The organism is Pseudomonas putida, from assembly GCF_050990305.1.
Lineage (GTDB): Bacteria > Pseudomonadota > Gammaproteobacteria > Pseudomonadales > Pseudomonadaceae > Aquipseudomonas > Aquipseudomonas putida_AH.
The window spans coordinates 2218639-2232097 of sequence record NZ_CP158817.1 but is presented as its reverse complement, the minus strand read 5'-3'; the positions used below and the strand labels follow the sequence as shown (position 1 = coordinate 2232097).

The following is a 13459-nucleotide window of genomic DNA, read 5'->3' as shown; positions in this document are numbered from 1 at the left end:
GTGGGAACGTTTTTGCAGCGTTCGATCCGGACAAATCAACAGCGAGAACGCCCGGATCGCTCGCGCCCTTGTTCGGGAACCGCAGGAGTTTGACCATGCCAAAGAGACAACCCGACCCAACTCATGCAAGCGCTGCGGACATTGAGAAATCCATCCAGACCCTGAACAAAATGGCCGAACGTCTATGGGGAGATGGCCGGGAAGCGGAGGCAAAAGCCCTCCTCGATGCCCTGGATGCATTGAACCGGGCACTTGACCGGATCAGGATTGGCGAGAGTCGCAAGACGCTTCATTGAAGAAAGCAGTGGACTCATCGAACAGTGCATTTTTGGCCGACACCTCCTATTCCGGGCAGGCGATTCAGAGCGCTGGATTGTTCAATTCGAGCCGACCTGATGCCCGGCGAATTGTTTTTTGAACCAGTCCGAGAGCATGGCTTTCTCGGAGTAGAGCCTGTCACTTCTGTTAGCACGCCCCGGACGCTGGAGATAGAGCTGATCAATGACCCTGGCGTCGGCTTCGCTCACGATCTGGTCGTTTTGTTTGAGCACGTAATGGAGATCGATGCGCGGCCAGGTGATGTCGCGCATGAAGCGCACCTCATAAGCATTTGGCCTCCAGGGTTCGTAGCGACCGGCCAGGTCGATGTTGCGTATTTCAATTTGCAGCTGCTGGCCGGGTGGCAGGTAGCGCTCGCCGAGCTTTTGCAGGTAGCTGCCCAGCTCTTTCATGACATAAGGATCGGCACCCCGCTCGTAGCCTGGACTGTTCAGACTGGCATCGCTGAATTTTTCGGGGTTCTTGAACACGACTTCGACCGACGACGCTGCGGTGGCTGGTTGCGTTATAAACAGCGTCAGTAGTGCGATTGAAGTCCACGCGGGTATTGGGCGCATGACATCACCTCCAGGTGCAGCGTTTTTCAAGGCTTGCTGCACACTGCTTATTTTACGCCTGAGGTGCTCTTACATGATCTATCGCGCAATGCGTGAACCTCAGCATCCTTAGGCTCTGCGTGCGTACTGCTCTCCTACTTTGAGGCGACTCCGGAACTGGAGATCAGCGAAACCACTGGGACAGTTATGCGCTTTTTTCGCAGGCACAAAAAAGCCGATCTAGTTGATCGGCTTAAATGTCTGCCAACAAAAAAGCCTACCGGTGTATCGCGGGTGAGAACATCACTTATTCCTCTGCACCCATCCAACCACCAACAAAGTGCATCCCGAGACAAAAAAGGCAAAAGCCAAGTAACCGACACTCCGGCCCCACAGTAGTTGGTTCAGGCAAACGCCGAGTCCAACAATCGACATTAGAGCCCCGACGACGAACACGGTGTTTCGTAAAGCCCTTCGCATCATCACCCCCATTCAAATTCTGTTTGTTTAAACCATAGACCTGCTGGAGAACGGCGGGAGAGCAATCTCTATGTCCAATCGAAGCGTGGCACAGATCGCGCCAATCCCTCCACAGTTCATCCGGACCATGGATGCCCCCGGCTACCTCGGTATGTGCCAGGACGTATTCAATAAAACTGTCAGGCCCCACGTCAGGGAGCTCCGCCATTGGAAAACAGGGGGGTTGCCTTTGACAAGCTTGAGTTGGATGCCTGGGAGCACGCCTGCGTCGAAGCCAAGGCCATTGAAAGACCACCAATCAGGACACGCGGCGAGCGTCAAGACGGGCCGAAAGGAGCACGTCAATGGTAAAAAAAGCAATCACCGGCCTCCAGCAAATGCCGAACGGTATCTGGAAGATCGACAAAAGATACCGAGGAGAACGAATTCAAGAGAGTACTGGCACTTGTGACAGCGCCGAAGCGGAGCAGTACCTGATTCACAAGCTGGAGAAACTCCGCCAGCAGAAGGTATATGGCGTTCGACGGGGCAGGTCCTGGCGGGAAGCGGCAACTCGCCCCCTGCTGGAGGTCAAGGATCATGCCTCGATGTGAATTATTCCTGCTGATCTTGGCAACATTTCTTATTGTTGTTTTTCGGTCAAGCGATGGCGGCGTCCCGAGCTTGCAAAGTGCACGCTCGGGGTCATTTAGAACGCAGCGGGTAGCAACGACCTTCAGACATGCACAGAGAATGACAACGGCCCTCTCGTGGAGAACGCGCCGACAGCAGGAAGCTTGGATAAAGCTTCTCGATTAGGCAGGGCCAATAACGCCGAGGAACGCATAGCTTCTGCCTGCTGTAAAAAACGCCTTTGGCCGTATCGCCAAGGGAGTTGGGATCACTATTCAATCGGTTCGTAAGGGAGACCAACATAGTTTTCCGCAATGGTTTTACGGCCGGCTTCGGAGCCGACGAAGTATTCGAGTTCGGTCTGCTGCATACGCTGACTGAAAGCGTCCGTTCCAGGAAACTTGTGCAACATTGAGGTCATCCACCAGGAGAATCGCTCGGCTTTCCATACACGCTTGAGGCAGACCTGAGAGTAGCGCTCAAGCAAGTCGCCTCGACCTTCCCGGTACACCTTGAGAAGAATCTGGTAGAGGGTACTGACGTCACTCGCCGCCAGGTTCAAGCCCTTGGCACCCGTTGGAGGAACGATATGAGCGGCGTCACCTACGAGATACAGATGCCCATATTGCATAGGTTCAACAACGAAGCTTCGTAGCGGCGCGATACTTTTTTCAATCGATGGACCAGTAATCAGTCGTGCAGCAGTTACTTCGGGAAGGCGAGATTTCAGTTCCTCCCAAAAACGCTGATCGGACCAATCTTCGACCTTCTCCTCAGCCCCTACTTGCACGTAGTACCGGGTACGAGTGTGTGAGCGCATGCTGCACAATGCGAAACCCCGTTCGTGGTTCGCGTACATCAACTCTTCGTTGACGGGTGGCGTATCGGCGAGAACACCCAACCATCCGAACGGATAAACCCGCTCGTATTCGGTCAGCACGCCCTGTGGAATGGACTTGCGAGAAACACCATGGTAGCCATCGCACCCGGCGATATGGTCACAATCAAGTCTGAACTGCTCACCATTGTGAGTGAAGGTGACATACGGGTGCGCGCCCTTGAGATCATGCAACTCTACATCGGGGACTTCAAAGAAAGTGGTTGCACCACTGGCCGCTCGTGCAGCCATGAGATCCCGAGTGACCTCTGTTTGACCGTAAATCATCACTGATTTACCGCCAGTCATCTCCTTGAGGTCAATACGTTCGCGCCGACCGTCGAAGACCAATTCAAATCCATCATGAACCAGACCTTCTCGATCCATGCGTTCGCCAACGCCAGCCTCACGAAGAAGATCGGCCATGCCCTGCTCAAGCACTCCAGCCCGAATTCTACTCAATACATATTCTTGAGATTGACGCTCAATGATTATGTTTCCGATGCCTGCTTTTTGAAGTAACTGACCGAGCAGGAGACCTGATGGCCCGCCACCGATAATCGCAACCTGTGTTTTCATTTTATCTTCGACCTTATCTGTCGCAGGGTTTCACCAGCGATAGTCAAAACCACCACTGTGGGAAGAGCACTCGAGATACCTGCTGCCCGTCACTCATTTCGAACCCTGGTCCATTGACGGAAAGACCACGCCTACTCGCTTTGCATAGTTCTGCCAGGCGTCTTTCAATCGCTGTACGGTTTCAGGTTTTTCAGAGGCGATATCGTGGGTTTCACCTCGATCACTTGCGATATCAAACAGCTGCCATTTCAATGGCTCGGGCGGCGCATTAAATCCAACCTGCGGACGAAGCCCGAGCAACTTGAGGCTTCCTTCTCGGTAATAAGCATTACCAAACAGCTCACCGGCCAGAGGTGTATCAGCGTGAGGGCTGGCTTTGCCGGCAAGCATTGGGAGTAGTGATTGTCCGGTAATCGGATTTTTTCCCGGCTCGTCAGGTGTTGAAACTCCCGCGAGTTCGAGAAAGGTTGGAGCAAGGTCATCAACACGGGCTGCGCCGCGCTCGATCCCTTGGCGAGACAGCCCCTTAGGCAGGTGCAAAATCGCAGGAACACTGATTCCACCCTCAGCAGTACTTCCCTTGAACAAATGGAAGGGTGCAGCACTGACTTCCGCCCAGCGCAAGCCATAGTCGATCTGCGACCCGGGCTGGCCGAGGTTGGCGTAGCTGTTGTCTGTGCGCGGACCCGGTGGGTAGAACTGGGCGTGATTTTCACCGGCAGCGCCGTTGTCGGACATGAAAACGATCAACGTATTGTCGTACTGACCACTTTTACGCAGGTAATCGAGCACGCGACCAATGTTGTGGTCGAGGTTATCGACCATAGCCGCGTAGATCTCCATCTTCCGCGCCTCAACACGCTGCTGTTCAGGGCTCAACTGCTGCCAACCCGGCAACGTTGGATTGACCGCAAGCGGGGTCGCAGGCTGGGCGTCTTTCGCGATCACACCGAGACTTTTCATCCGGTCAATACGAGCCAGGCGCACGCTGTCATACCCCTGATCAAAACGTCCACGGTACTTGTCCAGATACTCCTTAGGCGCTTGCAAGGGCCAGTGGGGTGAGGTGTAGGCCGCGTAGGCAAAAAACGGCTTGTCGTTCTTCTGGTTGTTTTGCAGATAGCTGATCAGCTTGTCGGTGTAGTAATCCGAGGAATAGAAATTTTCTGGCAGCTCCACCGCTTTACCGTTTTCACGGTAATGCACCTGCTCGATTTTTGACGGGTCGGCACTGGAGGGTTTGAAGTGTGGAGCACCGCCCTCCAGCAGTGTGAAGGACTGCTCGAAACCCCGTTGATCCGGCCCCTGATCAGCTTCCAGGCCCAGGTGCCATTTGCCGACCATGAGGGTGTTGTACCCGCCCGCTTTCAACAACTCGGCGATCGAGTAAGAACGCTGATTCAGGTACCCCTCATAACCCGGTTTTCCTCGTTGAAACGGCTGCAATGCCTCGGCCATGGTGCCAAGCCCGGCGAGGTGATTGTCGGTACCGGACATCAACATGGAGCGCGTAATGGAGCAGGTTGGCGCGGCGTACATGCTGGTCAGTTGCAATCCTTGATGGGCGAGTTGATCCAGCGTGGGCGTATTGATTTCGCCGCCGTAACTGCCCAGGTCGGAATAACCCAGGTCGTCGGCCAAAATCAGCAGGATATTGGGCTGTTTCGCATCAGCACTGGCCGCCATGGCCAGACTGCTACCCAGAGTCAGAGCGCCGAAAACCAGCGCCAGCGGCATCCGCAAAAGAGGCATGTTTTCTCTCTTATTGTGTGTAATCGAAGATCATTGTTTTTGATACTGGCGCGGTACGTTGATCACTCTTCGAATATCGCGACTGCCCGCACGAATCCCGCCGACGCATGTTTGATCTTGTACGGGAAGCAGGAGACTACGAAGCCTTTGGCCGGCAGGGTTTCGAGGTTGGCCAGTTTTTCCATTTGCCCGTAACCGATATCGCGCCCGGCCTTGTGCCCTTCCCAAATGATCGAGGCGTCACCATCGGCAGCAAAACGCTCTCGGGTGTATTTGAAGGGCGCGTCCCAGCTCCAGGCATCTGTCCCTACGACCCGCACTCCGCGCTCCAGTAGATACAGGGTGGCTTCACGGCCGATTCCAACCCCGGCATCGAGGTAGCCCGGCTGGCCGAACAACTCACCGGCTCGGGTATTGATCAGCACGATGTCCAGGGGCTGCAACACATGTTCGATACGCGCCAACTCGGCTTCGATTTCGGCGGCCGTGACCACATGACCGTCCGCCATATGCCGGAAATCCAGTTTCACGCCTGGTTGCAGGCACCAGTCCAGCGGCAGCTCGTCGATACCGAATGCCGGCTGTCCGCCGTCGGTGGTCGACGCGTAATGCCAGGGCGCATCCATATGCGTTCCGCTGTGGGTGGTGATTTGCAGACGTTCTGCTGCCCACGACTCGTTGCCTGGCATTTGTTCGAGTTGCAGACCCGGGAACATCGCTGCCATCTCAGGCCAGCCTTGTTGATGGTCCATGTAGTCGATCTTCGGCAACAACGGCGGCGGGTCGGTATACGGGTTGTTTTCCAAGGTGACCGAAAGGTCCACCAGACGCCGCTTAGGCTGGGTTGGCTGTGACATGAGCTGTGTCTCCGGTGAGCGGTAAGTGCCGGGGTGTGGCAGGGTTCAGGGAGTTGCGAACCAGCGCGGCAGCATTGCCGTCATGGCTGAAACCAGCCGCACGCGCCTGAGGGGTTTTCAGGGGTGGCATTCGCCCGAACAAAGATTCAAGTGGGGCGTCGATGGCATAGCTGATGAGGCTGCGGCGTTCTTGTCCGTAGCTCGCCGCCAACGCGTCGACAACCTGGGCAATGGACAGATGCAGCACCGGCAATTGCCAAACCCGTTGTGTTCCAGGCAAGGAGCAGTCTATTTCTGCGGCGTGGATCAGGTTGTTCACGCAACAGCGGGAAGACATCCACCAGGCCGTAGCCTCTGGAGAAACAGGGCACACATAGGGTTCGCCGTCGGCAAACGCGCGCAGCAAGTCGCTCATGAATGCCGAGCGCAAGCCATTGGGTTCACGCGGGCGGGCGACGATACCCGGCAACCGCAGTACGCGGCCGTCTACTTCGGCGCGTCGGGCAAGGTCGGTAACGGCGCTTTCCACCATGGCCTTATGAGCGCCGTAAGACAGCTCCGGGCGGAGCTCGGCCTGCTCATTCATTCGCGCCGGCAAATGCCCCCCATACACCGCGACGCTACTGGCGTAAACCAGCACCGGCGGCCGCGTTGCATGGCGCAGTTGGTTGAGCAATTCCAGACTGGCCAGCAGGTTGACCTGATAACCCAACTCGTACTGATCCTCCGCCGCTCCGCCCGCAATACTCACCAGGTGGAAGACCACGTCGATGCCATCGGCCAGGACACGTCGCATCAAGGCTGCATCGGTCACGCTGCCGTAGTGACGGCGCAAGCGCGCGTCGGCCGGTAAATTATTCAGATCGGTGTCCAACACCAACAACGAGCCAATCACTTGCCCACGCAAACTGCCCCGCGCCAGCAAACAACGCACCAACTCACGACCGACAAAACCATTGGCACCGGTAATCAACACACGCATATCTCGCCCCTCAGCCTTGAGCCTGAACGACACGTTGGTCAATCGCACCGAATAACGACTGGCCATCGCTGCCCAAGACATCCATCTGCACGCGATCACCAAAGCGCATGAAGCCGGTTTGCGCGGCACCGTGCTCGATCATCTCGATCGCACGACGCTCGGCAATGCACGCAGAGCCTGCGCTGCGGTCGGTATTGGATACGGTGCCGGAACCGATCAGCGTGCCCGCCCCCAGCTTGCGAGTCAGCGCGGCATGGGCGATCAACTGGCCAAAGCCGAAATTCATCTGCCCACCGTGTGGATGACCGAACCACTGACCGTTCCAGTGGACCTGCAACGGCAAATGCACGCGCCCGTCGCGCCAGGCATCGCCCAGCTCATCCGGGGTGATGGCCAGCGGGGCGAAGCTTGATGAAGGCTTGGCCTGCAAAAAGCCGAAACCGGTGCGCATTTCCCGTGGGGCCAATGCCCGCAAACTCACGTCGTTGATCTGCAGAATCAGCTTGATGTGCTGCATCGCCTGCTCGGGAGAACAGCCCATTGGCACATCGTCCACCAACACGACAAACTCACCTTCGAAGTCGATGCCCTGCTGCTCGCTGGGCAGCACAATGTCGTCGCGCGAGCCAAGGAAATCGTCCCCGGCGCCCTGATACATCAGCGGCGTATGCTCGACGCCATCGATCGGTTCCAGATTGAATGCCTTCTGCATCAAGGCACCATGGCTCAAGAACGCCGAGCCGTCGCACCATTGGTAAGCACGCGGCAAAGGCGCCATGGCCTGGGCGGGATCAAAGGCAAAGGCATCGCTCGCCTGGCCCGCATCCAACTGGTTGGCCAACGCTTTCAGGCGTGGCTCGACGCGCTCCCAGTTCTCTATTGCCTGTTGCAAGGTCTGTGCAATGGAGCTGGCGTCCAGCGCCTGGGACAGGTCCCGCGAAACCACCACCAGTTGGCCGTCGCGGCTGCCGTTTTTCAGAGTCGCGAGTTTCATGCCGATACTCCCTGGCTATTGCTCAACTCAGCAGCAAAGCGTCCATCGAGAAGAATGAAAACCATGCGTGCCATGGCCTCCGTGCGGTTGCTCCAGGCGTGATTGGTGCCGCGTTGCACCACGACGTCGCCGCGCTTGAGGTGCACTTCGTCCTCATCCAGCACCAGCCACACCTCGCCCTCGGTGACGATTCCGTAGTCGAGGGTTTCGGTGCGGTGCATCAGCTTGTGCCGGGCGTTGGCCTGGCCAGTAGCGGCATGGGACTCACCGATTTCGGCAAACACCGCGGCGGCGTTTTCATCGCTGACCTGGTTCTGAACGCTGTCCGGTGGAATATCCACCACGCGAATCACACTGCCCTGTGGCCTGGGACTCAGTTGCAGCGGTTGGCTGCTTGGGTCGCTGGCGTTGTCCAGCGGTGCCGGGCTGGTGCTGCTGTTCCACAGCTCATGAAACACGGTGCCGGGCACTGCCAATAGCGCAAATACATTCGGCGTCGGCCCACTACTGGCCACTATCGCCTGGCCTTGCGCGTTGTGGCCGGTGACCACTCTTTTGAATTCAGGAAGCGCTTGCATGGAAATTCCTCGTTCAGTTTCTGTCGCCGATGGTGGTATCACCGGCAAGAACATTCGCATTCGCCCGCAGGCCACCGAGTCGGGGCACGGCCAGACAAAAGACTGCCACCAACAATTGCAGCCAACCCACGATGGCCAATGCATGGGGTAGCGCAGCGGCGACGCCACCCGTCATGCCAAGCACCGCCAAGGGACTGATGAATTCGCCGGCGAAGATCGCCGCAGTAAAACAACCCGCCGCCCGCCCCCGTTGATGAAAACCGACTTGCGCCATGATCCAGGTGATCAGCGTTGGCAGCATCAAGCCGATGCCCAGGCCATTGATCGTCACAGCGACCACGACCTGTACATGACTGACGGCGTCGGACATCAACAACCCACCGACACCCGCCAGCAAGAAAGCGATTAGCAACATGTGCTGCCCACGCATCCCGCTGAAGAAGCGAAAACTCAGGGCACCGACGAGTACCCCCAATTGATTCGCCCCCATGGTCATGCCGATTTGTTGTGGCGCATCCACGTGCAACAGATTGAGCAAATAGCCCGCCTGCACCGGCACAATGAACAGACTCAAGCCCGCCAGCAGTGCCAGCGCATACATGGGCGTCAACGCGCGCCAGGGAAATTTTTCTTTGTGCGCAGCAGGCTTCAGTGGCGCTATCTGGACGCGAGCCTGGGGTTCCCAAAGCTTCCAGGCCATCAGCGGCAGGAAGATCAAACCCACTGCGTACAACGCAAACGGGGTTCGCCAATCGTTCTGCCCAAGAAAGCCTCCTGCTGCGATAAACACCGCCGCGGACAGCGAGGTGGCAACCATCTGCAAGGCAAACAACCGTTCCCGTTTGGCACCGTTGAAGTAATCGCCTATCAGCGTCGTACAGCAGGTCATGATCCCAGCCTCGGCCAGGCCGATACCTGCGCGAGTGAGTACGATGGCCTGCAACGAGTCGAGCCACAGCGGCAACACGCCGCAAAGCACGTACAACCCCATGCTCATCAGCAGCAATGGCTTGCGCCCGAGACGGTCAGCGATCAACCCGGCAAATGGCGCCAACAGGGCAATCACCAGCGCCGGCAAGGTCAGTACGATGGGGACCAGCACTGTGCTGCCAGCCACGTCGACAAAATGCGCCTGCATGCGCGGCAACACGGGAGCCAGCAGCACTGCGCCCAAGACCGGCAAGCAACTCCCTAGAAGCAGCAACAGCGATTGCACTATTCCGGCTTGCCGGCCAGCATTTTCAACAGTGGATTCAGAGCCCATGGCAACGCTCCCTGGTGCGCAGGTGATGGGTGTCAGCCACCCCAGAGGTTGCAGGCACTGCCAGGTTGATCACGCTCTGCGGTGCAACCGCATCGGTCGCCGAGCGGCGGGCCGGCAACAGGAAGTACGCCAGTGCCGGCAGCAACACCAGGGCGCCGACCATGTTCCAGACGAACATGAAGGCCAGCAGCACACCCATGTCCGCCTGGAACTTGATCGGTGAAAAGATCCAGGTAGCTACGCCGATGGCCAGGGTAATGCCGGTCAGCATCACGACCTTGCCTGTGGAAACCAGGGCGCGGTAATAGGCTTCGGACAGGCTCGCGCCCTGGCGAAGATGGCCGAGCAGAATGCTCATCACGTACAGCGCGTAGTCGACACCGATGCCAACACCCAGGGCGATGACTGGCAGCGTGGCGACTTTCACCCCGATGTTCAGCCAGACCATCAGCGCTTCACAGAGAATGGAAGTGACCATCAGCGGTATCACCGCACAAACCGTCGCGCGCCAGGAGCGGAAGGTGATCAGGCACAGAACTATCACCGCGCTATACACCCAAAACAGCATTTCGCGGTTGGCCTGCTTGACCACAATATTGGTGGCGGCTTCGATGCCGGCATTACCTGCCGCCAGCAGGAACTTAACCTCCTCGGTGTTATTGGCCGCGGCAAACTTCTCCACGTGCTCGACCAGACGCGTCAACGTCTCAGCCTTGTGGTCGGTGAGATAGGCGTACAGCGTCAGCAGGCTGCAGTCTTCGTTGTACAACCCTCGTGGCGCGCTGGCGGTGATCATGTTGAGCATCGCTTGGTTATTTTGCAGCTCGTACCACTTCGGATTGCCTTCGCTGAGGCCGACCAACATGCGGCGGTTGAGCAGTGCCAGGGAGTTGGTTGAATCCACGCCCGGTAGAGAGCGCAGTTGCCAATCCAGGGCGTCGACTTTGGCAAGAATGTCGTAGCGCGCACAGCTGCTGGCCGGGGTTTTCACCATCACCGCGAACAAGTCGCTACTGGCACCGTAATGGCGGGTGAGAAAGGCATCGTCCTGGTTGTAGCGCGAGTCCGCCCGCAACTCCGGCGCACCCGCGTCGAGGTCGCCAATCTTCAGTTGCAGGCTGACCAGAAAACCGACTGCCGCCAGGGCGAGGCTGATAGCGATACACAGGCTCGCCCAACGGCGCCGGGTGAACAGATCCAGAAAGCGCCAGAAAGCATGACGCCGCTGACCGGCCTGCTCGGTCTGTTCGCTTTTAAGGCTCAATTGCGCCGCACGCGGCGTGACGCCGACGTAGGAGAGCAGCACGGGAAGCAGGATCAGATTGGTGAAGATCAGCACCGCCACGCCGATACTGGCGATCACTGCGAGGTCCTGAATGACCTGAATCTTGATCAGCATCAGCACTGCAAAACCCACGGCATCACAGAGCAGTGCCGTCAGCCCGGCCAGGAACAGGCGCCGAAAGGTGAAACGCGCGGCGACCACACGGTGCATGCCACGACCGATGTCCTGCATGATGCCGTTCATTTTCTGCGCACCGTGGCTCATGCCGATGGCAAACACCAAGAACGGCACCAGCACTGAGTACGGGTCCAGTTGATAGTTGAGCAATGGCAGCAACCCCAGCTGCCAGACCACTGCCACCAGCGAGCAAAACACCACCAGCAATGTGCTGCGCAGGCAGCGGGTGTACCAGAAAAGAACGGCAGTGGTGATCAGAATCGCGACAGCAAAAAACAGCAAAATCTGTCGCAAGCCAGCAATCAGGTCACCCACTTTTTTTGCAAATCCGGTGATGTGAATCTCGACGTTTTCGCTTTGATAGGTGCTGCGCAGCGATTCCAGCTGATCGGACAGTGTCGAGTAATTGAGCGGCTGACCATCCGAGGTGTTGGCCAGCAACGGCACGTAGATGATGCTGGATGTCTGGTCCAAAGCGACCAACTGACCGAGCTCGTTGGAGCGTTGCACATTACGCCGCAATGCCTCGAGGTTGGCTTGGGTGCCGCTGTAGTCATCGGGAATCACCGGACCGCCGTCCAGACCGTCTTCGGTCACGGCCACCCAGCGGGTGGCTGGCGTCCATAACGACTTCATGTACGCGCGATCGACACCTGGCAGCAGGTAAAGCTTGTCGCTCAGTGCTTGAAGCGTTTTCAGATACTCAGCGTTGTAAATATCGCCGTGCCGGTTAGCCACCACAATGCGCAAGGCATTTCCCAAGCCGCTAAGCTGCTTCTGGTGCTCAAGGTAATTGGCAATGTAGGGCTGCCGGGTCGGGATCATCTTCTCGAAACTGGCGTTCAACTCGATACGCGTCGCTTGATAACCCAGCACCAGGGTGGTCACCACGCAGACCAGCAACACCCACAGGCGATGGTTGAACAGCGTGCGTTCCACCACTGAACCGGAACGTGGATCGAAACTCGCCAGGCTTGCCTTGGCGTCTTCAAATGACTTCATAACCTCACTCCGAAGCAGTAGCGATTGGCGGCGAAACCCGCGCCAGACCGGTGAAGCCCGCCAGCACCAGCGTGCCGTCTGCGGCCTGAATCACGCTGGCAACAGGCATGCCCAACGGCTGGCCATAAGGCTTGAGCAATGCACCCGGCTGGTGGCTGGTGCGAAACAGTGCGCCGGCTTGATTGACCAGCAGCAACTGGCCGTCATCGGTGCGGATGGCATCACTAAAGGAAATAGGCATCGGAACCGGCGCGGGCTCGAAACTCTCGCCAAGGTCGTTGGAGACAAACGCATTGCCCTTCAAGCCGGCTGCCAACAACGTCCCATCGTCGCGGGTTTGCAGGGCAAAGAAGCTGCCCGCGTAAGGACTTTCGAGCGATGTGAACGACTGACCCGCATCATCGGAGCGTGCGAGATAACCCTGCTCGCCAGCGATAAACCAGTGCTCGCCCTGGCGCGCGATGGCATAGAGGTGCGCCCCCATTGGATTGTCGATATGACCTATCAATGATTGCCAGGTACGGCCTCCGTCGCCGGTCTGGAATGCCAAACCATAGGCACCGACAATCAAACCGTGTTTGTCATCGATGAACTTGAGCGCGAGGAAGGGCTTGTCCGGGCCTTCACTGACAAAACGTTCAGCGGTTTGCACCCGTGCGGCGGCTGCGTCCTGATCGGTCGCGGATACCTGTTGCTCCCTGGCAGCTTGCAACTCAAGCTGAGCGGCACGTTTTCCGTCCAGTTGCACGTTCCAGTGTTCTCCACCATCGTGAGTGACCAGCACGGCACCGGCATGCCCGACGGCCCAACCGGTATTGGCATCCACAAACTGCACGGCCGTCAGGCTGACCGAGACTGGCACCATGGCCTGACGCCAACTCATGCCGTTATCATCGGACAGCAGCACGATGCCCCGCTCCCCCACCGCCACCAGTCGCGCCCCGGCACGGGCCAGGTCCAGCAACACCGCATGTTGCGCCTGCGGTGCCAGCATCGCCGGGGTGTTCAGCGCGTCACCCACCGCAGCGGCCTGCGCCAGGCCCAAGGGCAACGCCAAAGGCAGTGCCATAAGCCATACCAGCCGACCCACCACCTGACAGATTCTGTTCATGACCCACCTCGAAACCTGTGAAATCGGATCACGA

Annotated in this window: 11 protein-coding genes and 1 pseudogene; 2 read left to right on the top strand and 10 right to left on the bottom strand. The window is 57.9% G+C overall.

What is annotated here, in order from left to right:
- Positions 1-95 precede the first annotated feature (95 nt).
- The gene (locus ABTV22_RS10380; protein WP_433739900.1) at positions 96-296 is read left to right on the top strand and encodes a hypothetical protein; all 201 of its coding nucleotides are present in this window, start codon (positions 96-98) and stop codon (positions 294-296) included.
- Between the two features lie 81 nt (positions 297-377).
- Here ABTV22_RS10380 and ABTV22_RS10375 read toward each other — a convergent pair whose 3' ends face one another.
- Positions 378-896 carry a DUF3016 domain-containing protein gene (locus tag ABTV22_RS10375; RefSeq protein ID WP_433741359.1) on the bottom strand — a complete coding sequence of 173 codons (519 nt, stop codon included), beginning with the start codon at positions 894-896 and terminating at the stop codon, positions 378-380.
- Between the two features lie 803 nt (positions 897-1699).
- Here ABTV22_RS10375 and ABTV22_RS10370 point away from each other — a divergent pair.
- Positions 1700-1945 (top strand): annotated as a pseudogene (locus ABTV22_RS10370) (tyrosine-type recombinase/integrase); the annotation flags it as partial.
- Between the two features lie 293 nt (positions 1946-2238).
- On the opposite strand, the gene pobA reads toward ABTV22_RS10370, so the two are convergent.
- The 9 genes from pobA to ABTV22_RS10325 form a co-directional block, all read right to left on the bottom strand.
- A complete protein-coding gene (pobA, locus tag ABTV22_RS10365) occupies positions 2239-3423 on the bottom strand; it encodes a 4-hydroxybenzoate 3-monooxygenase (protein ID WP_433739898.1) in 1185 nt (394 codons plus the stop codon).
- A gap of 93 nt (positions 3424-3516) precedes the next feature.
- Positions 3517-5175, bottom strand: coding sequence for an arylsulfatase (locus ABTV22_RS10360; RefSeq protein WP_433739896.1), 1659 nt, complete (start codon positions 5173-5175; stop codon positions 3517-3519).
- Between the two features lie 62 nt (positions 5176-5237).
- Positions 5238-6032: a cyclase family protein gene (locus ABTV22_RS10355; protein ID WP_433739894.1), complete on the bottom strand. Its 795-nt coding sequence runs from the start codon at positions 6030-6032 to the stop codon at positions 5238-5240.
- On the bottom strand, positions 6010-7014 hold the full coding sequence (locus tag ABTV22_RS10350) for an NAD-dependent epimerase/dehydratase family protein (protein WP_433739892.1): 1005 nt from the start codon (positions 7012-7014) through the stop codon (positions 6010-6012). The genes ABTV22_RS10355 and ABTV22_RS10350 overlap by 23 nt, the downstream gene beginning before the upstream one ends.
- A gap of 10 nt (positions 7015-7024) precedes the next feature.
- Positions 7025-8008: a fumarylacetoacetate hydrolase family protein gene (locus tag ABTV22_RS10345; protein WP_433739890.1), complete on the bottom strand. Its 984-nt coding sequence runs from the start codon at positions 8006-8008 to the stop codon at positions 7025-7027.
- Positions 8005-8586 carry a cupin domain-containing protein gene (locus tag ABTV22_RS10340; RefSeq protein ID WP_433739888.1) on the bottom strand — a complete coding sequence of 194 codons (582 nt, stop codon included), beginning with the start codon at positions 8584-8586 and terminating at the stop codon, positions 8005-8007. Before ABTV22_RS10340 ends, ABTV22_RS10345 begins: the two co-directional genes overlap by 4 nt.
- A 13-nt stretch (positions 8587-8599) precedes the next feature.
- Complete coding sequence (locus ABTV22_RS10335; RefSeq protein ID WP_433739886.1) at positions 8600-9850, bottom strand: MFS transporter; 1251 nt, start codon at positions 9848-9850, stop codon at positions 8600-8602.
- Positions 9840-12314 carry an efflux RND transporter permease subunit gene (locus tag ABTV22_RS10330; RefSeq protein WP_433739884.1) on the bottom strand — a complete coding sequence of 825 codons (2475 nt, stop codon included), beginning with the start codon at positions 12312-12314 and terminating at the stop codon, positions 9840-9842. Before ABTV22_RS10330 ends, ABTV22_RS10335 begins: the two co-directional genes overlap by 11 nt.
- 4 nt (positions 12315-12318) lie before the next feature.
- Positions 12319-13425: a WD40/YVTN/BNR-like repeat-containing protein gene (locus tag ABTV22_RS10325; RefSeq protein ID WP_433739882.1), complete on the bottom strand. Its 1107-nt coding sequence runs from the start codon at positions 13423-13425 to the stop codon at positions 12319-12321.
- Positions 13426-13459 lie beyond the last annotated feature (34 nt).

Bases quoted from the DNA above. Each gene is read 5' to 3' on its own strand.
- ABTV22_RS10380 (WP_433739900.1), top strand. From the start codon at position 96: ATGCCAAAGAGACAACCCGACCCAACTCATGCAAGCGCTGCGGACATT.
- ABTV22_RS10375 (WP_433741359.1), bottom strand. From the start codon at position 896: ATGCGCCCAATACCCGCGTGGACTTCAATCGCACTACTGACGCTGTTT.
- pobA (WP_433739898.1), bottom strand. From the start codon at position 3,423: ATGAAAACACAGGTTGCGATTATCGGTGGCGGGCCATCAGGTCTCCTG.
- ABTV22_RS10360 (WP_433739896.1), bottom strand. From the start codon at position 5,175: ATGCCTCTTTTGCGGATGCCGCTGGCGCTGGTTTTCGGCGCTCTGACT.
- ABTV22_RS10355 (WP_433739894.1), bottom strand. From the start codon at position 6,032: ATGTCACAGCCAACCCAGCCTAAGCGGCGTCTGGTGGACCTTTCGGTC.
- ABTV22_RS10350 (WP_433739892.1), bottom strand. From the start codon at position 7,014: ATGCGTGTGTTGATTACCGGTGCCAATGGTTTTGTCGGTCGTGAGTTG.
- ABTV22_RS10345 (WP_433739890.1), bottom strand. From the start codon at position 8,008: ATGAAACTCGCGACTCTGAAAAACGGCAGCCGCGACGGCCAACTGGTG.
- ABTV22_RS10340 (WP_433739888.1), bottom strand. From the start codon at position 8,586: ATGCAAGCGCTTCCTGAATTCAAAAGAGTGGTCACCGGCCACAACGCG.
- ABTV22_RS10335 (WP_433739886.1), bottom strand. From the start codon at position 9,850: ATGGGCTCTGAATCCACTGTTGAAAATGCTGGCCGGCAAGCCGGAATA.
- ABTV22_RS10330 (WP_433739884.1), bottom strand. From the start codon at position 12,314: ATGAAGTCATTTGAAGACGCCAAGGCAAGCCTGGCGAGTTTCGATCCA.
- ABTV22_RS10325 (WP_433739882.1), bottom strand. From the start codon at position 13,425: ATGAACAGAATCTGTCAGGTGGTGGGTCGGCTGGTATGGCTTATGGCA.